The sequence below is a fragment of the Micromonospora sp. A200 genome, from assembly GCF_029893845.1.
Lineage (GTDB): Bacteria > Actinomycetota > Actinomycetes > Mycobacteriales > Micromonosporaceae > Micromonospora > Micromonospora purpureochromogenes.
In genome coordinates this window covers 23,048-42,221 of sequence record NZ_JARXXY010000026.1, presented here as the reverse complement: position 1 = coordinate 42,221, position 19,174 = coordinate 23,048, and the positions used below count along the sequence as shown (strand labels likewise).

The window sequence follows — 19,174 nt, the reverse complement described above, 5'->3', positions numbered from 1 at the left end:
CGGTCACTCCACCAGCTGGTGCGCGCTGACGAAGTCGTACGGGGCGAGCGGCCCGAGCAGCCGCATCCGGATCAGGTCCCGACGCTGCTCGGCGAACTCCTCCAGTACCCGGACGAACTCCTCCTCGTCGTCGGCGTCGACCAGGAAGGCGACGTTCATCGCGTCCAGCTCGCTGCTCGGCGGGCGCGGTGCGTGCGCCACCGCGTACGGGGTGAGCGTGTCGATCAGCGCCCGGTTCTCCGCCTCCCGGCGCAGCTCCACCCCTTGGCTGATCATCTCGCCCAGTCGGATCCGCTCTTCCCGGCTCTCCGCCTCCGGCCGGCCGCGCACCTGGTCGGCGAGCGCCGCGGCGGAGGGGTTCTCGGCCAGGAAGTCGCTGATCATCTCCTCCTCGTCGAAGCGGCCGTGCACGGTGTACTGCACCCGGTCCTCGAACTCGTCGAGGGCGGCGGCGAACCGGTCGTGGTGGGCCTCCAGCAGGTCCTCGACCGCGTCCGGCCCGGTCACCACCGTGCCGAACCGCACCGGCAGCACCGGCGCGACGGCCGCCGTCCCGTCCAGCAGCGTCTGGTACGCGGTCAGGTCGGCGGGGCGGCCCAACGGCTCCACCAACCCGACCTCGCTGACCAGCGCGGCCAGCTCGCCGTGCCGGATCGCGGCCACCTCGCCCGGCGGGTCGCCGACCCCTTCCGCGTCCGGGGTCGGCTCCACGTCGGACGGCACGATGCCGTAGATGAACAGCCCGAGCTCGCCGCCCGGCTGAATTTGCTCGTCGGTCATCTCACCGCTCCTCGTCCCGGCGCCGGCGTGGCCGTTCCCGCTGCCGGTCCCGGCCGCGGTCGCCCAGCGAGTCCGCCACCGCGCCGCTGATCTCCTGGGCCGCCTTGCCGAGGCCGGAGATCGCCTTGCCCTTGGTCGCCGCACCGGCCGCGTCCCCCACCAGGTCGGGCAGCCCCTTCTGGTTCTTCGGGGTGATGCTCAGCCGGTCGACCGCCTCGGCGAACCGCAGGTACGTCTCCACGCTGGCGATCACGATCCGGGCGTTGATCTCCAACAACTGGATGCCGACCACGGCGACCGAGACCTGGGCGTCGATCACCACGCCCTTGTCCAGCACCGTCTCCACCACGTCGGCGAGGTTGCTCCCGCCGGCACCGCCTCCGCCGCGTTCCAGGGCGCTACCGGCCTGTCCACCGGTCGTCGCGATCGTCATTCGCCACGCTCCTCACGCCGGCGGCGGACCACCGGGCGACGCGGGGGCTCCGGGGCACGTCGCGCCGCCGGGCGAGGGCGCTCCGGCTCCTCCCGCGCAGGCTGGGGTCGGCGGGCCCGTTCGGGTCGCCGGCGTGGCGGGGGCGGCGGCTCCTCCTCGGGTTCCGCCTCGTCGTACCCCTCGTCGTAGTCCTCGCCCTCGTCGTACGCGTCGTACTCGTCCGCCGGGGGCCGGCGGCGCTCCGGCGGTCGACGGCGGGCGCGCTCGGCGGGCCGGCGCTCCTCGCGCTCCTCCTCGGGCTCCTCCGGCTGCTCCTCGGCCTCCGCGGCCCGGCCCCGCCGCTCCTCCTCCTCGCGGGCCTCCTGCTCCTCGCGCAGCGCGCTCTCGTGGTCCTTGACCACCTGGGAGTCCTCGATCTCGCCCCGCCAGCCCTCGACGGAGTCCGGGTCGAGCACGGTGTTGGTCATCACGTGCCGGACGAAGTGCTTCAGCTCCAGCCGGACCCGTCGGCCCTGGGCGCGCCAGAGATTGCCGGTGTGCTCGAAGAGCCCCTGCGGGTGGTACTCCAGGACCACCAGGATGCGGGTCAGCTCGGGGGCCACCTCGTGGAAGCTGACGGTGCCGTCCACCGAACCCTTCTCACCCTTGGACCGCCAGTGGATGAGCCGGTCCGGGATCTGCCGGACGATGGTCGACTCCCAGCTCCGGTGCGACCAGAAGACCTGCGCCTTCCAGGTCATCTTCTCGTCGGACTCGCAGTCGGCCTGTTCGACCTTCTTCATGAAGCTCGGGAAGTCGCCGAACTGGGTCCACTGGTTGTACGCGACCCGGACCGGCACGCCGACCTCGATCGTCTCGACGATGTTGGTGACCTTGAGCTTCTTGCCGCCGCCCTTGCCACCCTTGCCGCCGCCACGACCGAACGCCGACATCACCTTCTCCTTACCGCCGGCCAGGCCGGCCCGGAACATGGCCTTCATGGGGGATTTACCCTCGGCGAGCTGCTGTGCGCCGGTGGCGGCGGCGATCAGGCCGGGGCCGCCGCCCTGTTTCGCGTACTCGCTGAGCCGGCCGGTGGCGCCGGTGATCCGCTCGGTGACCACCGAGACGGCCCGCTCGCCGATCGCGGATGCCAGGTCCCGCAGGTCGGCGCCGAGCTGCTCCTTCGCCCGGTTGGCCAGGGCGCCGGGATCGTTGGCCGCCATGGTCACCGCCCCCGCTTCGACGTCGCCGGGTCGGCGCCGCCCTCACCCGGCTGCGGCTGGTCGCCCAGCTCCTGCTCCTCGTCGGGCGCGGACCGCTGCCCGTCGTCGCCCCCACCTCCGCCGGACCTGCGGCGCAGGGCGTCCGCGCTGCCGCGCAGCTTGCCGCTGATGGCGTCGATCCCGCTGCCGGCGGCGGCGCCCGCGGCGGCCTTGCCGGCCGAGGCGAGTGGGCTGCCCAGCTTGCCGAGGCCCGCCAGGTGGGGGGCCGAGGTCAACAGGTCGGTGCCGCGCTTGAGCAGGTGGGGATCACGGCTGGCCCGCCCGGCGGCGACGGCGGCGGCCAGGGTGAGGGCGGTACGCAGCTTCTTCCGTCGGCCGAGGACGTATCCGAGGCCGACCGCGAGGCCGACCCGCATTCCGCTCTTCATCGGTTCTCCTTCACTCCCCGGTGGTCGGGACGACCCGATTCCACCGAGGGCCGGAAACCAGCACCGGGGAAATGCGCACGGCGGTCCTGCGTCGGGACGTCCCGTTGTTACGGACCCGGCCGGCAGTACCCGCCCGCCCCGGTGCAAAACATTTCCCGGCAATTCCTGGCCCCATTACGGCAAGGAGGGGAAGGAGTCGTCCAGGCGGCTACCAAGGCCACAAACCGGACAGTCAGAGCGCGTCGACCAGGAAGGACGCGAGATGGATCAAACCTCGCGAAGAATTGTCAGAATGCCGGCGGGGTGGCGTCGAGGCAGATTTCGGCGTGAACCTTGTCGCCATTTTCGAGCAGTTTCGCGCCGCATTTCTTCAGCACCTGGACGGCCCCGATGTTGTCCCGGGTGGTGTCCGCGACCACGGCGTGCATGCCGGCCGCGGCGGCCTCGTTGAGCAACTCGCGCAGGGCGCCGACGCCGAGGCCCTGGCCGCGGGCCGAACGCCCGAGCCACATCCCGGTCTCCACCACGCCGGGCTCCTCGCAGCGGCTCATCCGCACCATGCCGACCACCTCGCCACCGGCGACGATCGCGTACATGCGGGTGCGGGTGGGACCGTCGAGCCCGGCGAAGTTGGCCCGGTGGAACTCCCGGAACGCCTCCCGACGGGCCAGCGACCAGCCGGCGGGCGCCTCGACCGGGGGCATCACGTCACCCGCCTCCGCCTCGGCCACCGCTACGGAGAGCAACGGCTCCAGGTTCCGCTCGTCCAGTGGCTCCAGTCGTACCGCACCCGTCACAGTGCCGCAGTCTGCCGGCACCGCCGCCGGTCGTCCAGCCCTTTGGGCCGCGAATGGCCCTCCGGCCGGAGGTACCGGCCGGTCGTCCCATCGGGGTGTTCCGCGTCACGCTCCGCTGTCGGCGGCCAGCGCCGGCACCGGCCGGCCGCGCGGCTCAGGTTCGGGACGGGAACTCGCAGAGCACCGCCGAGGCGTCGTCGGCGCGCTTGTGCCGGCGCAGTAGTTCGGGATGGTCGCGCTCCGCGGCGCGTACCCGGTCGATGAGCGCCCCGGGCCCCTGCGTGGTCACCAGGTCGAGCAGTCCGGCCCAGTCGAACAGGCCGAACTGCTCCACGGCACTGGACGCGCCGTCGGAGAGCAGCACCGCCCGGCGGACCGCGTCCGGCCCGCGCAGCGGCAGGGTTCCGGTGACCGCGTGGTACGCGGCGTCCGGGTCCGTCGCGGCCACCCAGTAACCGTGGGTGCGGTTCATCCGCGCCCGCTGTACCTGCACCGCCTGCCGGAACCGGGTTTCCGCGTCGACCTGCCCGGCCGGCAGTCCCGCCGCGATCCGGCGCAGGTCGGCCAGCGCGTCGTCCAGCCGGTCGTCGGAGATCACCTCGACCCGGCCGCTGACGTCGAGGACCAGTGGGCTGTCGCAGAGCACCAGGTAGTCGATCTCGTCGCCGCCCTCCCGGAGCAGGCAGACGGTCGCCGACGGGGTGCCCGGATGGTCCAGGTCGCAGGCGTCCCCGTGGTCGGCGCGGACCGCCAGCAGTGCTGCGGCGAGGCTGCTCACCAGGGTCGCCGTCGGCCGGGCGGCGACGGCCAGCCCGATCCGGGCGGCCAGGTGGCGGACGAACCACGCGGGCCCGTGCACGCACCCGGTGTCGAAGCCCTCCGGCACGGTCGCCCCGTCGAGGACGCCCACCAGCGGACCGAACCGGAACACCGCGTCCTCGTTCTCCGGGCGGCCGGGCGCCGCCACCGAGGCGGACCGCACCCGCATCGCGTACGCCTCGCCGACGGTCCGCACCGTGTGCCCCGCCGGGTGCCGCGCCTCCGGTCCCACCATCAGCCCGCTCCCCTCGCCGTCGTCCGAGCCCGGCTACCCGGCCCGGCCCACGCCATGCCCGAGTCCGGCGCCACCGGGATTCGGACGAACCCGCCGGTACACGCCGGTCACCGACCTTCCCACCACCGGCGGCGGCCTGCGCACGGACGGGAAGTGGGTCAGCGCCGGCGGTTGCGGGCCCGCGAGGAGCGCAGCCGGCGCAGCCGCCCGACCAGCACCGGCTCGGCGGCGAGCGCGGCGGGCCGGTCCAGCAGGGCGTTGAGCAGTTGGTAGTAGCGGGTGGCGGAGAGGCGGAAGGTGTCCCGGATGGCCTGTTCCTTGGCCCCGGCGTGCTTCCACCACTGCTGTTCGAAGGCGAGAATTTGCTGCTCCCGCTCGGTCAGGGTGTCCGCCGTCCCCGGTCCGCGCTGCGCGGGCACCGCTTCGGCCGGCAACCCCTCGACCTCCGGCGCGTCGTCCGCCATGGCGGCGAGGACGGCAGCGGCGTCGACGGGCTCCGGGGCGTCCTCGACCGGCGGCGCGCTGCGCGGCGGGGGGACGACGGCCCCGGGCCGCTGGTCGGTGACGGCCTGCCCGGACGGCTCCGGCCGGTCGCTGGCGGCGGCGGACGCGTCGGCGGGCATGGTCGCTCCTCACACAGCGCGGACGGCCGGCAACTCCGAACGCCGACCGGGGGGACCCCAGCGTAACCAGGGCCGCTGTCCGACGCACCCGACGCGCGCCGGGCCCCGCGCGGTGGCGCGGGACCCGGCCGGCGGGTCAGGAGATGTCGCGCCGCCGCATCGTCCAGAGGGCCGCGCCGAGGATCACCGTCAGCCCCACCGCCAGCAGCACCGAGGACTGCTGCCAGGTGATGGTGAGGGTGTCCGGCTTGCACTCCCCGAAGTAGGTGGCCTGGCAGGAGTCCCAGTCCTCCAGGGTGACCTTCTTCTGCATCCAGGCCAGCGCATAGGTGGGCAGCAGCCACGCCGCGGCGAACCGCACACCCGCCATTTCCAGGAGGATCCCGAGGCCGAACTGGCCGACCACCATCAGGGCGATCACCCCGCCCAGGGCCATCGCGGTGTGCCGTCCCAGGGACGCGAGGGCGAAGCCGATGGTCGCGGTCACCAGGGCCAGCACCACCCCGCGCAGCCCGCCGAGAGCGAACGACTGCCAGGTGCCGGAGGTCATCTTCGCGGTGCTCCCGCGCAGGTTGGCCACCAGCCAGAAGCTGCCGAACCAGAGCACCGTCGTGGGCACCGCCACCGCGAGCAGGCCGGTGAGCAGCGCCGCCAGCTTGGTCAGGAGTACGGTCAACCGCTTCGGCCGCCACAGCAGCAGATTCATCATCCCGCCGGTGCTCCACTCCGCACCGACGAACGAGGCGCCTACCACGAACCCGACCATCGCCAGGATGGCCGCGAGCGGCAGCAGGGTGTCGCCGAAGTTGGTGCGGAAGTCGAAGGTGGAGGGCAGGAACCAGTCCGCCTGGATCGCCTCCCGAGGCGGCGGCTGGATCATCGAGCAGTCATCGGGGAACTGGCCGGGCTGGGCAGTGCCGCTGGTCTTCGCCTTCTCGCACTCGGCGCGATACTGCTCGTTGCTGCGGACGTCCTGCTGCCACTGCTGCTCGGCGGCCCGCTCGGCGGTGGCCCGCGTACTCGCGTCGATCTTCTGGTTGGTGAAGAAGACCCCCACCACCACGGCGGTCAGGACCAGCAGTCCCAGCAGGGCCGACCAGCGGGTCAGGCGCCGCTTGGTCAGCCGGCGCAGCTCCGTACGGTAGAGACTCATGCTCCCCAACCTCCTCCGGCGGCGCCGGCCTGGTCCGACCCACCGACCTTCGTGGACTGGTCGACCTGGCGGTGCTGACCGGGCACCGGCGCGGTCGCGGTCAGCTCCAGGAAGACGCTCTCCAGGTCCACCGCGACCGGGGCCAGTTCGCTGACGTACAGGTGCTGCTCGGCGAGGAGCCGGCTGACCGAGGCGGGCTTGTCCACGCCGGCCAGCATCAGGTGGTCCGGGTGCCGGGTCACCGACACGCCGGAACGGTCCAGCAGGTCGGCGGCGGCGGCGAGGTCCTCGGCCGCCTCCAGCCGGACCCGGACCCCGCCGTGCGAGTGCGCGGCGAGCACCTGGTCGACCGGGCCGAAGGCGACCCGCCGGCCCAGCGAGATGATGGTGACCGAGTCGCAGATGAGCTGGATCTCGCCGAGGATGTGGCTGGAGAGCACCACGGTCATCCCGGATTCGGCGAGGGTGCGCATCAGGGTGCGCATCTCCCGGATGCCGCCGGGGTCGAGGCCGTTGGCCGGCTCGTCGAGGATCAGCAGCGTCGGGTTCTTGAGCAGGGCCGAGGCGACCGCGAGCCGCTGCTTCATGCCGAGCGAGTACGTCCTGACCCGCTCGCCGGCCCGGTCGCGCAGGCCGACCAGCTCCAGCACCTCGTCGACCCGGTTGACCGGCACCTCGCCGGCACCGGCGAGCAGCGACAGGGTGTCGCGCGCGGTGAAGTGCGGGAAGAACTGCGGGCTCTCGACGATCGCGCCGACCTGACCGGCCACGGTCGACAGCGCCGCGGGCACCTCGTGCCCGAGGATGGTCATCCGGCCGCCGTCGGGCCGGATGAGGCCGAGCAGGGTCCGCAGGGTGGTGGTCTTGCCCGACCCGTTGGGGCCGAGGAAGCCGTGCACCTGGCCCGCCTCGACCCGCATGTCGAAGCCGTCCAGCGCGTTGCGGGTGCCCCGCCGGCGGCTCTTGTACGTCTTACGTAGACCTTCGATCTCCAGGACAGCCGACAAGCTGCGCCTCCCCCGATGGTTGGCTCATGGACAGCGGTCACCATACTCGGTATACCCCGGAGGGCAATACCCGGTATGCATCGGGGCGTCGAGTCGCTACCGACCGTGTATCAACGAGACACTCAGGCGCAGATGACGTTGACTCCGGCGGCGCGGAACGCCTCCACCACGTCGACCGACGCGCCCGAGTCGGTCACCAGGGTCTCCACCCGGTCCACCGGGCAGATCCGGGCGAAGGCGTGCCCGCCGAGCTTGGACGAGTCCGCGATGATCACGACGCGCTTGGCGCGGGCCACCATGAGGTTGTTCATCGCCGCCTCGCCCTCGTGGTGGGCGGCGGCGCCGAGCTGCGGATCGACGGCGTCCACGCCGAGCAGGGCGACGTCCAGGGTGACCTCGCGCAGCAGCGCCCCGCCCAGCGGGCCGACCAGCTCGAACGACTTCGGGCGCACCACCCCGCCGGCGACCACGACCTTCATCCGGGAGCGGACCAGCAGCTCGTTGGCGATGTTCAGGGCGTTGGTGACCACCGTCAGCTGGGCGCCCTCGGCGCTGGTGTTCAGGTCGGGGCGGACGGCCAGGGCGCGGGCGACCTCGGTGCTGGTGGTGCCGCCGTTGAGGCCGACCACGGTGCCCGGGGAGACCAGGGCGGCGGCGGCCGCCCCGATCCGCTGCTTCTCGGCGGAGTGCTTGGCGGTCTTGTAGCGCAGCGGCAGGTCGTACGAGACGCCGTTGGCGACCGCGCCGCCCCGGGTCCGCGTGATCATCTGCTGCTGGGCGAGCTGGTCGAAGTCACGGCGGATGGTGGCCTGCGAGACGTCCAGCCGCTCCGCCGCCTCCTCGACGCTGACCCGGCCACTGTCGGTCAGCATCTCGAGCAGAGCGTTCCATCTGGCGTACCGGTCCACCGCGGGGGCCTCCGTTGACTCTGCACGAACGGTGATTGATTGCGTGCACAGTAGTGCGCGAAACTACGTAGGCGCAAAACCACCACCTGCGCGATCTGGGAGCTGGTTGCGATGGCCGCCCGGGTTCGCGCAGAATGACGCGCGAAAGACGGCTGTAATGAGCCGTATTGCGCACCGCCGCCCTGTGCGAGGAGTTCTCATGGCGTACGTCGACGCGGAGATCGCGAGCCAGCCCGACTGCTGGCGGGAGGCGGCACAGCTCGCCGGCACCGTGGCCGCCGACCTGCCGCGCCCCGGCGAGCGGGTCGCCGTCGTCGGGTGCGGCACCTCCTGGTTCATGGCGGCGGCGTACGCCGGGCTGCGCGAGCGCGCCGGCCACGGCGAGACCGACGCCTTCCAGGCCAGCGAGTTCCCCACCGGCCGCCGCTACGACCGGCTGATCGCGATCACCCGCTCCGGCACCACCACCGAGGTGCTCGACCTGCTCGCCGCGCTGCGCGGGCAGACCCCCACCACGGTCCTCGTCGGCGACCCCGCCTCGCCTGCCACCGGGCTGGCCGACGCGGCGGTGACCATGCCCTTCGCCGACGAGCGGTCGGTGGTGCAGACCCGCTTCGCGACCACCGCCCTGGCGCTGCTCCGCGCCCACCTCGGCGACAACGTCGAGGCGCTCGCCGCCGACGCCGAGGTGACCGTCCGGGCCCCGCTGCCGATCGACCCGGCCCGCATCGAGCAGGCCACCTTCCTCGGCCGGGGCTGGACGGTCGGGCTGGCCCAGGAGGCCGCGCTGAAGTGCCGGGAGGCGGCCACCTTCTGGGCCGAGGCGTACCCGGCGATGGACTACCGGCACGGCCCGATCTCGATCGCCGCACCGGGCCGGCTGGTCTGGGCGTTCGGCGAGCTGCCCGAGGGGCTGCCCGAGGACGTTGCCGCCACCGGCGCGGCGTTCGTGCACAGCCGCCACCACGGCTGCCGCACCGTGCTGGGCAGCTGGGCGGCGGGGCGTACCCCGGTCGACCCGATGGCCGACCTGATCCTGGCCCAGCGCTTCGCGGTCGCCCTGGCCACCAGCCGCGGCCTCGACCCGGACGCGCCCCGGCACCTGAGCCGCTCCGTGGTCCTCGCGTGACCGACGCTCCCGACGGTGCCCCGGTCGTCGTCGCACTGGACGTCGGCGGCACCGGGATGAAGTGCGCGCTGGTCCGCCCGGACGGCGCCGTGGTGCACGCCGAACGGCACCCCACCGGCGCCGAGCGCGGCCCCGCCGCCGTGGTCGACACCATCCTGGACGTGGCGGAAGGGCTGGCCGGCAAGGCCCGCGCCGAGGGCCTGACCCCGGTCGCCTGCGGCATCGGGGTGCCCGGGCTGGTGGACGAGGTCGCCGGGGTGGCGGTCTGGTCGTCCAACATCGGCTTCCGGGACGTACCCCTGCGGCAGCTGGCCGCCACGCGGCTCGGACTGCCCACGGCGCTCGGCCACGACGTGCGCGTCGGTGGCCTCGCCGAGAGCCGGCTCGGCGCCGGCCGCGGCGTCGGCCACGTCCTCTTCGTCGCCGTCGGCACCGGCATCGCGGCCGCCCACGTGGTCGGCGGTTCGGCCGCCGCCGGGGCGCACGGCGCCGCCGGCGAGCTGGGCCACATCCAGGTACGCCCCGACGGCCCGCCCTGCGGCTGCGGGCGGCCCGGCTGCCTGGAGGCGGTCGCCTCGGCCTCGGCCGTCGGCCGCCGGTACACCGAGCTGGCCGGCACCCCGCTGACCGCCGCCGAGGTGGCCGACCGCGCGGCGGCCGGTGACGAGCTGGCCGGGCAGGTCTGGCGGGAGGCCGTCGAGGCGCTCGCCGACGGGCTCGCCACCGCCCAGGCGCTCTACGACGTGGAGACCATGGTGATCGGCGGCGGGCTGGCCCGGGCCGGCGCGCGGCTGTTCGACCCGCTGCGGGCGGCGCTGCGGGAACGGATGACCTTCCACCGGGAGCCGCGGCTGGTCGCGGCGGCCCTCGGCGACGAGGCCGGCTGCCTCGGCGCCGCCCTGCTCGCCCTCGACAGACTGGAGTAGTGATGGCCCTGCGGGTGAACGGCAAGGTGGTGACCCCGACCGGTGTGATCCGGCAGGGGTGTGTGGAGATCAGCGGCGACCGGATCACCGCGGTCGCCGAGTACCCGGCGAAGCGCGACGGGCACTGGATCGTGCCCGGGTTCGTGGACATGCACACCCACGGCGGCGGCGGGCACACCTTCACCACCGGCGACGCCGACGCCGCCCGCGCGGCGGCCGCCTTCCACCTGCGGCACGGCACCACCACGCTGCTGGCCAGCCTGGTCAGCTCCCCGATCGAGCTGATGCGGGACGCGACCGCCGCGTTCGCCCCGCTGGTCAGCGAGGGGGTGCTGGCCGGCGTCCACTTCGAGGGGCCGTACCTGTCCGCGACGCGGTGCGGCGCGCAGAACCCGGAGTACCTGCGCGACCCCTCCACCGACGAGCTGGCCGAGCTGATCGAGCTGGGCGCGGGCGCGGTGCGGATGGTGACGCTGGCCCCGGAGCGGGCCGGCGCGCTGGACGCGATCAAGCTGCTCACCTCGCACGCCGTGGTCGCCGCGGTGGGGCACACCGACGCCACGTACGACGAGACCCGGGCCGCCGTGGCGGCGGGCGCGAGCGTCGCCACGCACCTGTTCAACGGCATGCGGCCGCTGCACCACCGCGAGCCCGGCCCGATCGTCGCCCTGCTGGACGCCCCGAACGTGGTCTGCGAGCTGGTCGCCGACGGCGTGCACCTGCACGACGGGATCCTCACCTTCGCCACCGCGACCGCCGGCGCGGAGCGGGCCGCGCTGATCACCGACGCGATGGCCGCGGCCGGGATGCCCGACGGCGAGTACGAGCTGGGCGGCCAGGCGGTCACCGTGGCCGACGGGGTGGCCCGGCTCGCCCGCGACGGCGCGATCGCCGGCAGCACGCTGACCATGGACGCCGCGCTGCGGCACGCCGTGGACGCCGGCATCCCGATCGCCGACGCCGTCCGCATGGTGGCCACCACGCCGGCCCGCGCGATCGGCCTCGGCGACCGGCTCGGCGCGCTCCAGGTCGGGCTCCGCGCCGACCTCGTCGTACTCGACGACGAGCTGAACGTGGTCCGGGTGATGCGCGGCGGCTCCTGGCTGGACTGAGCCCCTCCGTAGGGGCGGCACGCCCCGTCGACTCCCTTTGGAGCTGATGTCGTAGACGAATCGGCCGAGGCCACGGAGCAGCCACGGAGCAGCCACGGAGCAGCCGCGGGCGCGAATCGAACCGGGCGGGCAGGGGCCGTGCGCGTCAGCCCGCGGTGGGGACCTCGACGCCCAGTACCGCCTGCTCGTCCGGGCGGTGCACCAGCACGTCGGCCAGGTACGACTGCACCGCCGGGCCCATGCCGACGTCCCGACCGGCCTGCTCGGAGAGCAGCCACTTGTGCTCGATGATCTGCGCGAAGAGTTCCTGCGGCTCCAGCTTGCGGCGCAGGTGCGCCGGCACCGCCCGGACCACCGGCTCGAAGACCTCGGTCAGCCAGCGGTGGGCCGCCTGCTGCTCGTCGGTCAGGTCGCTCTCCACCCGGTAGGCGTCCAGGTCGTTGAGCAGCCGGCGGGCCTGGTTCTCCTCGGCGTCCAGGCCGGTCAGCCGGAGCAGCCGCCGGGTGTGGTAGCCGGCGTCGACCACCTTCGGGCGGACCAGGTACCGGCCGTTGTCGACCGTCGACAGGGCCACCTCGGCCACGTCGAAGCCCAGCTCGTTGAGGCGGCGGATCCGCCCCTCGATGTCGTGCCGGGCCTCCCGCTCGACCTGCTGCTCGTAGGTGATCTCGTGCCAGAGCCGCTCGTAGCGCTGCACGACCTCCTCGCAGACCACCTCCGGGTCGATCGACTCGTGCAGCAGCCCGGCGGCCTGGAGGTCCAGCGCCTCGCCAAAGATGTTGACCCGGGCGATCTCCAGGTCCTCGCCGCGCTGGCCGTTGGAGAGCGAGCTGTGCAGGGCGCCGGTCTCGGCGTCCACCAGGTAGGCGGCGAACGCGCCGGCGTCCCGGCGGAACAGGGTGTTCGACAGCGAGCAGTCGCCCCAGAAGAAGCCGGTCAGGTGCATCCGCACGATCAGCGCGGCGAGCGCGTCAAGCAGCCGGCTCATCGTCTCCGGTCGCAGGGTGTGCGAGAAGAGCGCCCGGTAGGGCAGCGAGAACTGCAGGTGCCGGGTGATCAGCACCGACTCCAGAGGTTCCCCGTCCTCGGTCTGCCGGTCGGCGACGATCGCCACCGCCTCGACCGACGGGAAGTCGATCCGCTCCAGGGCACGGAGCAGGTCGTACTCCCGTTCGGCGATCCGCTCGCGGGTCTCCTTGAACGCGTACACGTAATCGCCGAGCCGGACGAACCGGACGATGTGCCGGGAGATGCCCTGGGGCAGCGCCACCAGGTGCTGGGCAGGCCACTGCTCCAGCGGCGTCGACCAGGGGAGGTCGAGCAGCGCCGGGTCGACGAGGGCCGAGGTGATCCGCACGGGGACAAGTGTGAAGGGTGCCCCCGCCCAACGCTTCCCTTCGTGGCTCGGCACACAGCCGCCACGGCCCGCGCCGGCCGGTCGCCGCCCGCGGCCGGTAGCGTGATCGCGTGCGGGAGACCACGACGGTACGCGGCGCGTCCCGACCACCGCGGGTACGCCCCGCCGGCTGGTGGTGGGACGCCCTGTTGCTGGCCGGGCTGGTCGGGCTGACCGTGGCGCTCGCCACCGGCCACTTCTTCGGCATCGACCGGGCGGTCGCCGACTGGGCCGGGGAGCACCGGCCGGCGGCGGCGTACTGGGTGGCCCGGGTGTTCAACTTCCTCGGCCAGGGCACCCCGTTGACGCTCCTCGCCGCCGGGCTGGGCGTGCTGCTGGCGGTCCGGCTGCGTTCGGTCCGCCCGGTGCTGCCCCCGGTGGCCGCCTTCGCGTTGACCTACCTGACGATCGGGCCACTGAAGGTGTGGACCGCCCGCCCCGCCCCCAGCGCGAGCGTCAAGGAGCCCTTCCTGCCGCCCGAGCGGACCCTGCCGCTGTTCCAGCACGACCTGCCGGTCAGCTACGCGCAGTCCTACCCGTCGGGCCACGTCGCCAACGCGATCGTCTGGTACGGCGTGCTGGCGCTCCTGATCGCGCCGCTGCTGCGCACCTTCGGCCGGCGGCTGCCGACCTGGCTGGTCACCGTCGTCCGGGTGGTGCCGCCGCTGGTGGTGCTGACCACCACCACCTACCTGGGTTGGCACTGGCTGACCGACTCGGTGGCCGGGCTGCTGCTGGGGCTGCTGCTGGACCGGCTGCTGCACCGGGTGCCCTGGGACGACCTGCCCCTTCCCGGCCGGTTGCGCGCCTGGGACCGTCCGTTCACCTCGATCACCTAGCCTGCTGCCGGTGGAGCGACTGAGGCGCCGGCTGGGCGTACCCGACGCGGTGGTGATCGGGCTGGGGTCGATGCTCGGCGCGGGCGTCTTTGTGGTCTTCGCCCCGGCCGCCGCCGCGGCCGGCGGCGCCGGGCTGCTGGTCGCGCTGGCGCTGGCCGGCTTCATCGCCTTCTGCAACGCGACCAGCTCGGCCCGGCTGGCCGCGCGCTACCCCGAGTCGGGCGGCACGTACGTCTACGGGCGGGAGCGGCTGAACCCGTTCGCCGGCTTCCTGGCCGGCTGGGGATTCGTGGTCGGCAAGACGGCGAGCTGCGCGGCGATGGCGCTGACCATCGGGGCGTACCTCTGGCCCGGGCAGGCCCGGCTGGTCGCCGTCGCCGCCGTGGTCGCGGTGACCGTGGTGAACCTGCGCGGCATCGGCAAGACCGCCGCCGCGACGAAGCTCCTGGTGGTCGTGGTGCTGGCGGTGCTGGCCCTGGTCGCGGTGGCCGGGGTGGCGGCCGGCGACGTCCGGCTCGACCGGCTCACCGAAGCCGGCGGCTCGGTCCGGGGCGTGCTCACCGCGGCCGGGCTGCTCTTCTTCGCCTTCGCCGGGTACGCCCGGATCGCCACCCTCGGCGAGGAGGTACGCGACCCGGAGCGGACCATCCCCCGGGCGGTGCCGCTGGCCCTCGGCGTGGTGCTGGCGGTCTACCTGCTCCTCGCCGTGGTCGCGGTCGGCGTGCTCGGGGCCGACCGGCTGGCCGCCTCGGCCGCGCCTCTGGTCGACGTGGTGGCCGCCGCCGGGCTGCCTGACCTGGCCTGGCTGGTCCGGGCCGGGGCGACCGTCGCGGTGACCGGGGTGCTGCTCTCCCTGCTCGCCGGCGTCGGCCGGACCCTGCTGGCGATGGCCCGTCGCCACGACCTGCCCGGCGCGCTGGCCGCGGTGCACCCGGTCCACCGGGTGCCGCACCGGGCGGAGCTGGCGGTGGCCGCCGTGGTGATCCTGGTGGTCGCGCTCGGCGACGTACGCGGCGCGATCGGCTTCTCCAGCTGCACCGTGCTGGTCTACTACGCGATCACCAACGCGTCGGCGCTGACGCTCGGCCGGGATCGGGCCCGGAAGCTGCCGGTACGGGCGCTGGCCGCCGCGGGGCTGGCCGGCTGCCTGCTGCTGGCGGTCAACCTGCCGCCGGCCAGCGTGCTCGCCGGCTTCGGCGTGCTGGCCCTCGGCGCCACCTGGTACGCGCTGCGCCACCGGGCCCGCTGACCCGGGTCAGTCCTCCGGCTCGCGGGGGGTGGGAGTGCTGGCCGCGGGCAGCGGCGGGGTGGTCTCGCGCAGCAGCGCGCTCAGCCCGGCCCGCCGGGCGACCACGGTCAGCCGGTCCCCCGAGTTGATCACCATGCGCGGGTCGGCGGACCAGTCCGTCCGCTGCCCGACCCGGGTGTGTGCGAGCAGGCGCACCTCGCCGGGGCGGGCGACGGCGGCCAGCGGCCGGCCGTCCAGCGGCGCGCCGGCCACCACCGGCACCTCCACCACCAGCAGCGCGTGCCGGTCGACCGGGATGGTGGCGATCACCGCCCGGTCCAGCAGCGCCGCCGCGAACGCGGGCGCGGCCAGGTACGACACGCTGCGCGAGATGCCGATCCCGAACGCCTGCTGGATCCGCTCGGCGAAGTCGCCGTCGAAGAGCCGCAGCACCACCCGCAGCTCGGCGTTGAGCCCCCGGGCGTTGAGCGCGGCGCGCAGGTTGACCCCGTCGTCGGTGGAGACCACCACCAGTGCCTGGCAGGTCTCCACCGAGGCGGACCGCAGGGTCTCCTCCCGGGCCGCGTCCCCGACGATCAGCGGTACGCCCAGCCGACGGGCCAGCGCCGCGCCGCGCGCCTCGGCGGTCCGGTCGATCGCGACCACCTCGACGCCGAAGTCGCGCAGCTGGGCCATCACCCGGGTGCCGATGTTGCCCAGCCCCACCACCACGACGTGCCCGGTGCGCTGCGGCTGGATCCGGCCGGCGTGCAGGGCGAGCCGGGCGTTGACGATGCCGTCGACCACCACGGCAGTGATCAGCGGGATCAGCGCCAGCCCGGCGAGGTTGAGCACCACCTGCATGATCTGCGCGGCGGCCGGCTTGCTGACGTCCGGGTCCTGGCCGCTGAGCGTGGTGACCAGGGTCAGGTAGAGCGCCTCCGTCCAGCTCACGTCCACCGCGCGGGAGTTGAGCCAGCCGAGCACCGCGATCACCCCGAGCAGCACCATCACCGCGATGCCGATCTTGCGGGTGGCGAAGCTGCGGACCGCCCGGAGCAGCACCGCGACCGGCTGCCGGCGGCGGCGGGCCCGGACCAGCCGACGGGCCGCCAGCTCGGTGCCGGCCGGCTGGCCGGTCGCCTCGGCGAGCACCACGTCGGCCACCGGCTCGTCGGCCGGCAGCACGCGGACCAGGGCCGGATCCGTGGTGACGGCCAGGCCGCAGACGACGTCGCCGGCGCGTACGTCCTCGCGACGGGCCACGTAGAGGGTGCGCCCGGCGTGCCGGAAATGGGTGGGGGCGACCTCGCCGAGAGCGGCGGCCACGAACGCGGGGGCGGCGATCGAGGCGTCGGAGAGCACCGCCGAGTCGGGGAAGAGCTCGCGCAGGCCGTTGGCCAGGCTGGTGTTGAACATGCGCACCACCAGGCGCAGCCGGGGCTCGACCTCCTGGGCGCAGAGCGCCGCGTGCATGTTGCCCACGTCGTCCTGGTGCAGCAGGGCCAGCCCGTCCGCGCCGGCCAGGCCGGCCCGGCGGAAGGCGGCCTCGTCGAGCCGGTCGGCGCGGACCACCTGGATGCCGTCGACGTCGCGGCCGTCCGGCCCCTCGGAGCGACGGCGCTCGGGCACCACGAGTGTGATGCGGACCCGGCCCTGCGCCAGCTCGGTGGCGAGCAGCGCCTTGACCACCCAGTAGGCGAGCGGGTCGTTGCCGCAGACGACGTAGTGCGGCCGCGTCTCGCCGTTGGCCCGTAACCGCCAGCCGGTCGCGCGGCGCGCGCGGTCGCGCAGGGGTTCCGCCATGACCGGATCGTAGTCAGCCGGTCGCACCGGGCGCAGCCCCGCTGATCATGAAGCGCATGTCGGGGCGTGCGGCGGGTAGTGCAGCGGCATGCAGACGTTCCTCCCGTACCCGGACTTCCTGGCGAGCGCCCGGACGCTGGACCAGAAGCGGCTGGGCAAACAACGGGTGGAGACCATCCAGGTGCTGCGCGGGCTGACCCGGCCCACCTACGGCTGGCGCAACCATCCGGCGGTGAAGATGTGGGCCGGCTACGAGGAGGCGCTGACCCGGTACGGGCTGGACATGTGCGCGGTCTGGTGCGAGCCGGGCCGGGCGGACACCTGCGCCGGCACCATGACCACCGACCTGAACGCCGCCTGCGGGATCGAGCGGATCCGGACCCAGGCCGAGCTGGCCGGGGCCGGCGAGCTGCCACCCTGGCTGGGCCGGGAGGACCTGCACCTGAGCCACCGCTCGTCGCTGCTGCGCAAGGACCCGGAGCACTACCGGCCGCAGTTCGGCGACATCCCGCCCGACCTGGAGTACGTCTGGCCCGCCTCGGACCGGGAACGGCGCTGTCTGCTCCCGTCAGAGGGCTGACCGGGCAGACTGAGATTTCTTCGGCCGGGAAGGTGCACATGGCGCTGTCACAGATGCTGGGCCGGCTCATCGGCGTACGGCAGGGGGTGGTCGACCCCGGCGGCGGTGGCGCCCCCCGCGTGCCGCGCCCGGTCGAGGCCGTGGTGGTCGGCGGCGGGATCGCCGGCATGTCCGCGGCGGTGGTGCTCGCCGAGCGGGGCGTGGCGGTGACCGTGCTGGAGGCCGCGCCGACGCTCGGCGGCCGGCTCGGCGCCTGGCCGGTGGCCCTGACCGACGGCACCCAGCTCGTCGAGCACGGGTTCCACGCATTCTTCCGGCAGTACTACAACTGGCGGGCGATCCTGCGCCGGGTCGATCCGGGCCTGGGCTTCCTCAAGCCGATCCCCGGGTACCCGATCCTGAGCGGGCAGTGGCCGACGGAGGAGTTCGGCCGGCTGCCGCCGGCCGCGCCGCTCAACCTGCTCGCCCTCGTTCTGCGCAGCCCCAGCCTGCGCCTGGCCGACCTGCGCCGGATGGACCGGGACGCCGCGCTGCCGCTGCTCGGCTACCACCCGGAACGCACCTACGCCGAGTTCGACAAAACCACCGCCGACCAGCTGCTGACCTCGCTGAAGCTGCCGGACCGGGCCCGGGCCATGCTCTTCGAGGTCTTCTCGCACTCGTTCTTCAACCGCGAGGCGGAGATGTCGGCCGCCGAGATGATCGCCCAGTTCCACTTCTACCTGCTCGGCAACCCGGAGGGGCTGGCCTTCGACTGCCCGGACGAGGACTACGCGACGGCGATCTGGCAGCCGCTGACCCGGCACGTCGAGAAGCACGGCGGCCGGGTGGTCACCGAGGCCGCCGTCACCCGGCTGGACCGGGAGCCCGGTGGCTGGCGGGTGCGGACCGCGGACGGCTCGGCGTACCGCGCCGCGCACGTGGTGCTCGCCGTCGACCCGCCCGCACTGGCCGCCCTGGTCGCGGCCTCCCCCGGCCTGCCCGGGGCGGCGCCCCGGCTGGTGGCGCGGATGCCCGCGTTCGGCCGGCCCGGTCCGCCGTACGCGGTGGCGCGGTACTGGATGGACGGGGACGTCCGCGCCGACCGGGCGGTGTTCAGCGGGGTGTCCCGGCAGCCCACCCTGGACTCGGTGACCCTCTACCACCGGCTGGAGAACTCCTCCCGCCGGTGGGCCGAGCGGACCGGCGGCTCGGTGGTGGAGTTGCACGCGTACGCCTGCGACGAGGGCGTGCCCGCCGAGGAGCTGGCCGAGCGGATGCGGGTCGAGCTGACCACGCTCTGGCCGGAGGCGGCCGGGCTGCGGGTCCGCGAGCTGCGCGCCCGGGTGGAGGCCCAGGCCCCGGCGTTCACCCCGGGCAGCCACGCCGACCGGCCGGGGGTACGCACCGACGCGAACGGCCTCTACCTGGCCGGCGACGGCATCCGGACGGAGTTCCCGAGCGCGCTGATGGAGCGTGCGGCGGCCACCGGCATCATCGCCGCCAACCACATCATGCGGGCCGAGGGCGGGGCTGCCGAGCCGGTCCGGTCCGTCCGGCCGCGCGGGCTGCTGGCCCGACGCTGAGCGCTGGGCCCGTCGGTCTGGTCGGTCTCCGGCTGAGCCGGCCCGGGCGGGCATCGAAATGCGTTGCCGGCCCGCCCGGGACCGCCCTACCGTGATCGCGCAAGGTCAACCAGCCCGCCGGGAGTCAGTCATGTCGTTGTCGCACGTCACGTGCGCGTGGTCGACGCTGCCGCTCGATGGTTGCCGAGCTGAAGGTCCCCGGGAC

The 19,174-nt window shown here is 74.1% G+C and carries 18 protein-coding genes and 1 pseudogene; 7 read left to right on the top strand and 12 right to left on the bottom strand.

Translation table 11 applies throughout. The features are described 5' to 3' along the window. Nucleotides 1–3: 3 nt before the first annotated feature. The 10 genes and pseudogenes from M2302_RS23440 to M2302_RS23395 form a co-directional block, all read right to left on the bottom strand. Nucleotides 4–780: a GvpL/GvpF family gas vesicle protein gene (locus M2302_RS23440; protein ID WP_280839994.1), complete on the bottom strand. Its 777-nt coding sequence runs from the start codon at nt 778–780 to the stop codon at nt 4–6. 208 nt (nt 781–988) lie between these two features. Then, nucleotides 989–1,174 (bottom strand): annotated as a pseudogene (gvpJ, locus tag M2302_RS33175) (gas vesicle protein GvpJ); the annotation flags it as partial. Nucleotides 1,175–1,209: 35 nt separating this feature from the next. Further along, nucleotides 1,210–2,418 (bottom strand): SRPBCC family protein, encoded by a 1,209-nt coding sequence (locus tag M2302_RS23430; protein WP_280839992.1) that lies wholly within the window; start codon nt 2,416–2,418, stop codon nt 1,210–1,212. Between the two features lie 2 nt (nt 2,419–2,420). Then, entirely contained in the window at nt 2,421–2,846 is a 426-nt protein-coding gene (locus M2302_RS23425) for a hypothetical protein (RefSeq protein WP_280839991.1), read from the bottom strand. A 287-nt stretch (nt 2,847–3,133) separates the two neighbouring features. Beyond that, nucleotides 3,134–3,643, bottom strand: coding sequence for a GNAT family N-acetyltransferase (locus tag M2302_RS23420; protein WP_280839990.1), 510 nt, complete (start codon nt 3,641–3,643; stop codon nt 3,134–3,136). A gap of 154 nt (nt 3,644–3,797) precedes the next feature. After that, entirely contained in the window at nt 3,798–4,697 is a 900-nt protein-coding gene (locus tag M2302_RS23415) for a hypothetical protein (protein ID WP_280839989.1), read from the bottom strand. Nucleotides 4,698–4,855: 158 nt separating this feature from the next. Further along, nucleotides 4,856–5,320 (bottom strand): DUF3263 domain-containing protein, encoded by a 465-nt coding sequence (locus M2302_RS23410; protein WP_280839988.1) that lies wholly within the window; start codon nt 5,318–5,320, stop codon nt 4,856–4,858. Between the two features lie 136 nt (nt 5,321–5,456). Beyond that, a complete protein-coding gene (locus tag M2302_RS23405; protein ID WP_280839987.1) occupies nt 5,457–6,473 on the bottom strand; it encodes an ABC transporter permease subunit in 1,017 nt (338 codons plus the stop codon). Continuing rightward, nucleotides 6,470–7,480, bottom strand: a complete 1,011-nt coding sequence (locus tag M2302_RS23400; protein ID WP_280839986.1) for an ATP-binding cassette domain-containing protein — start codon at nt 7,478–7,480, stop codon at nt 6,470–6,472. Before M2302_RS23400 ends, M2302_RS23405 begins: the two co-directional genes overlap by 4 nt. Before the next feature lie 122 nt (nt 7,481–7,602). After that, nucleotides 7,603–8,388, bottom strand: coding sequence for a DeoR/GlpR family DNA-binding transcription regulator (locus M2302_RS23395; RefSeq protein WP_154941489.1), 786 nt, complete (start codon nt 8,386–8,388; stop codon nt 7,603–7,605). Nucleotides 8,389–8,587: 199 nt separating this feature from the next. On the opposite strand from M2302_RS23395, the gene M2302_RS23390 reads away from it, so the two are divergent. Genes M2302_RS23390 through nagA form a run of 3 tightly spaced genes read left to right on the top strand, consistent with a single transcriptional unit; the run spans nt 8,588 to nt 11,555 of the window. Further along, complete coding sequence (locus M2302_RS23390) at nt 8,588–9,517, top strand: sugar isomerase (protein ID WP_280839985.1); 930 nt, start codon at nt 8,588–8,590, stop codon at nt 9,515–9,517. Next, the gene (locus tag M2302_RS23385; protein WP_280839984.1) at nt 9,514–10,443 is read left to right on the top strand and encodes an ROK family protein; all 930 of its coding nucleotides are present in this window, start codon (nt 9,514–9,516) and stop codon (nt 10,441–10,443) included. The genes M2302_RS23390 and M2302_RS23385 overlap by 4 nt, the downstream gene beginning before the upstream one ends. Nucleotides 10,444–10,445: 2 nt before the next feature. Next, nucleotides 10,446–11,555, top strand: a complete 1,110-nt coding sequence (gene nagA, locus M2302_RS23380) for an N-acetylglucosamine-6-phosphate deacetylase (RefSeq protein ID WP_280839983.1) — start codon at nt 10,446–10,448, stop codon at nt 11,553–11,555. 145 nt (nt 11,556–11,700) lie between these two features. Here nagA and M2302_RS23375 read toward each other — a convergent pair whose 3' ends face one another. Then, nucleotides 11,701–12,912 carry a DUF4032 domain-containing protein gene (locus tag M2302_RS23375; protein ID WP_280839982.1) on the bottom strand — a complete coding sequence of 404 codons (1,212 nt, stop codon included), beginning with the start codon at nt 12,910–12,912 and terminating at the stop codon, nt 11,701–11,703. Between the two features lie 110 nt (nt 12,913–13,022). Between M2302_RS23375 and M2302_RS23370 the strand changes: the two genes are divergently transcribed. Together M2302_RS23370 and M2302_RS23365 are read left to right on the top strand one after the other, a co-directional pair. Continuing rightward, nucleotides 13,023–13,790, top strand: a complete 768-nt coding sequence (locus M2302_RS23370; RefSeq protein ID WP_280839981.1) for a phosphatase PAP2 family protein — start codon at nt 13,023–13,025, stop codon at nt 13,788–13,790. A 10-nt stretch (nt 13,791–13,800) separates the two neighbouring features. After that, nucleotides 13,801–15,039 carry an APC family permease gene (locus M2302_RS23365; protein WP_280839980.1) on the top strand — a complete coding sequence of 413 codons (1,239 nt, stop codon included), beginning with the start codon at nt 13,801–13,803 and terminating at the stop codon, nt 15,037–15,039. A gap of 6 nt (nt 15,040–15,045) precedes the next feature. Here the strand turns inward: M2302_RS23365 and M2302_RS23360 are convergent, their stop codons facing one another. Then, the gene (locus M2302_RS23360; protein ID WP_280839979.1) at nt 15,046–16,824 is read right to left on the bottom strand and encodes an NAD-binding protein; all 1,779 of its coding nucleotides are present in this window, start codon (nt 16,822–16,824) and stop codon (nt 15,046–15,048) included. An 88-nt stretch (nt 16,825–16,912) separates the two neighbouring features. Between M2302_RS23360 and M2302_RS23355 the strand changes: the two genes are divergently transcribed. Then, on the top strand, nt 16,913–17,404 hold the full coding sequence (locus tag M2302_RS23355; protein WP_280839978.1) for an MSMEG_6728 family protein: 492 nt from the start codon (nt 16,913–16,915) through the stop codon (nt 17,402–17,404). 38 nt (nt 17,405–17,442) lie between these two features. Continuing rightward, the gene (locus tag M2302_RS23350; RefSeq protein ID WP_280839977.1) at nt 17,443–18,969 is read left to right on the top strand and encodes an FAD-dependent oxidoreductase; all 1,527 of its coding nucleotides are present in this window, start codon (nt 17,443–17,445) and stop codon (nt 18,967–18,969) included. Nucleotides 18,970–19,174: the final 205 nt, after the last annotated feature.

Coding starts and splice junctions, on each gene's coding strand:
- M2302_RS23440 (WP_280839994.1), bottom strand. CDS start 780: ATGACCGACGAGCAAATTCAGCCGGGCGGCGAGCTCGGGCTGTTCATC.
- M2302_RS23430 (WP_280839992.1), bottom strand. CDS start 2,418: ATGGCGGCCAACGATCCCGGCGCCCTGGCCAACCGGGCGAAGGAGCAG.
- M2302_RS23425 (WP_280839991.1), bottom strand. CDS start 2,846: ATGAAGAGCGGAATGCGGGTCGGCCTCGCGGTCGGCCTCGGATACGTC.
- M2302_RS23415 (WP_280839989.1), bottom strand. CDS start 4,697: ATGGTGGGACCGGAGGCGCGGCACCCGGCGGGGCACACGGTGCGGACC.
- M2302_RS23410 (WP_280839988.1), bottom strand. CDS start 5,320: ATGCCCGCCGACGCGTCCGCCGCCGCCAGCGACCGGCCGGAGCCGTCC.
- M2302_RS23405 (WP_280839987.1), bottom strand. CDS start 6,473: ATGAGTCTCTACCGTACGGAGCTGCGCCGGCTGACCAAGCGGCGCCTG.
- M2302_RS23390 (WP_280839985.1), top strand. CDS start 8,588: ATGGCGTACGTCGACGCGGAGATCGCGAGCCAGCCCGACTGCTGGCGG.
- nagA (WP_280839983.1), top strand. CDS start 10,446: ATGGCCCTGCGGGTGAACGGCAAGGTGGTGACCCCGACCGGTGTGATC.
- M2302_RS23360 (WP_280839979.1), bottom strand. CDS start 16,824: ATGGCGGAACCCCTGCGCGACCGCGCGCGCCGCGCGACCGGCTGGCGG.
- M2302_RS23355 (WP_280839978.1), top strand. CDS start 16,913: ATGCAGACGTTCCTCCCGTACCCGGACTTCCTGGCGAGCGCCCGGACG.
- M2302_RS23350 (WP_280839977.1), top strand. CDS start 17,443: ATGGCGCTGTCACAGATGCTGGGCCGGCTCATCGGCGTACGGCAGGGG.